General features: G+C 54.4%; 2 protein-coding genes. One reads left to right on the top strand and one right to left on the bottom strand.

Features of this window, described 5'->3' with window-relative positions; genetic code table 11:
* Positions 1-444, bottom strand: a 444-nt coding sequence (locus BR04_RS17530; RefSeq protein WP_496357321.1) for a hypothetical protein, incomplete at its 3' end; no start/stop codon positions are given.
* Between the two features lie 888 nt (positions 445-1,332).
* On the opposite strand from BR04_RS17530, the gene BR04_RS17525 reads away from it, so the two are divergent.
* Positions 1,333-1,539, top strand: a complete 207-nt coding sequence (locus BR04_RS17525; protein ID WP_496357320.1) for a hypothetical protein — start codon at positions 1,333-1,335, stop codon at positions 1,537-1,539.
* Positions 1,540-1,760 lie beyond the last annotated feature (221 nt).

Below are 1,760 nucleotides of genomic sequence, written 5' to 3'. Positions count from 1 at the left end.
TGTGGCACCACCTTTTGGGGTTTTTACAAGATGCGACATAGTAATTACAGGCATTTTGAACAAAAAAGGCTTCCCAACTGTAGAAGATGAGTCAAGGACAACTCGGACGGCTTTTATCGGCGCATCCTGCCCATCAAATTTAAAAGGCAGTTCAAGGGCAAGGCCATCCAGAAAAACCTGAGGGCGATTCTGATAGCAGAGCTGCCCGGTATTCTGCTGTGGGCGCTGGTGGGGCTGGAGCGGCTGCGGCTGCAGGGAGGGTTCACCCATTCGGATGACATCCACCGGACGCTGGTGGAATACCAGTTTGCCAATAACCCGGTGCAGGCCTTTGTGGATGAAGAGTGCCTGACGCAGCCGGAATATGATGGGCAGGGCCTGAGCGTGAGTAAGAAAGGCCTGTATGATCGTTACAGGCTGTACTGCACGGGGTATGGATTTCATCCTATGAACATCGTGCATTTTTCAAGGGAGCTTTTGACCATTCTGCCCCACGTCAAGGAAACCCGTCCCGGCGAACGAGGCGGCAGCCGCCAGAGGCATTTTGATGGTGTGGCTCACGTGGATAGGGGTGTCATATGATGGCCCCCTCTCTCCCCCACACCCCCTCACGGGACAGGGCGTGTCCAGGTAAACTGGCCAAATGTCCAGCCCGTGTCCAGGTAAACACGTTTACGGCGTTTTCAGATTTCCAAAGAAATCAGAATATTGCAAGCCGTGTCCACCGTGTCCAGGTAACTTCCGAAATACGCGCATGCGCGAGGGGATTATTCTACCAAGCTACAAGCCAAGCGAAGACTCATAGTAGTTTAATAGAGATTTACCTGGACTTGACGGACACGGAATATAAAAGACTGAAAATAAAAGAAAAACAAAAATGCCTTAAACCAAGTTACCTGGACACGGGCATTTTTCAAAAACTTTTTAGTGGCAAAGCCATTGAAAATAAAGGGGTATTTTATGTTTCTTAAAAAATACCCTCAGCTCAGCCGGTTTACCGGGGGGCAAATCCTCTCCACGGGGAGCGAAGAAACGGCAAGCGCATCAAACCACAGCCCGGTCACGGCGGGGCTGCCGACGCACACTGGTGCGACTCGGGATGGACAAGCACCGCAGGCTTTCGAGGAGGGGGTTTCCCCGGAGGAAGTAAGCAGCGTCAGCACCACTGGCGTCCGAGAGGCAAGCGCATCAAACCACAGTTCGGTCACGGCTGGACTGCCGACACACACTGGTGTGACTCGGGATGGACAAGCACCTGGATGCACGGGGCAGACGCACTGGCGGGACTTTCCCGCCGTTGTGGCACTTTCTGAGTTTCTGAGGTCAAAGCCCATGGGCATTTCTCTGGCCAGAGATCCGCACTGGCGGATCATCCTGAGAGCCAGGCCCGGCGTTACGCCTGAGGAACCGGAACGATGGGAGTTCTACCGGCAGGCCCTGACACTGGTCGAGGCTGCGCTGCCGGATCTGTACGAGCTGATGGACCACGGCGGGATGAACCTGCCACTGGATGATTTTTACGGAAACCAGCGTCTTTGAACCGGCCAAGGTACTCCCTGACCCCCGACGCTGCACGGGGCGCGGAGGCGCGAAGCTTGCGCACAGTGAAAACCGAAAACGGAACGGAAAACGGAAAAGTCTGTGATTCCGGAGGGTTTTTGGGGGATTCCGTCATGGAACTGACGCTGCAAAAAGAGTTCCCGCCTTAGGGGCCAGCAGCTCAAACCCTTAAAACCCGCCGGAAAGTGCGCAAAAAAGGT

The organism is Desulfobotulus sapovorans DSM 2055 (assembly GCF_059569355.1).
The sequence above is the reverse complement of the archived record's forward strand: the minus strand, read 5'-3'. Positions and strand labels throughout refer to the sequence as shown.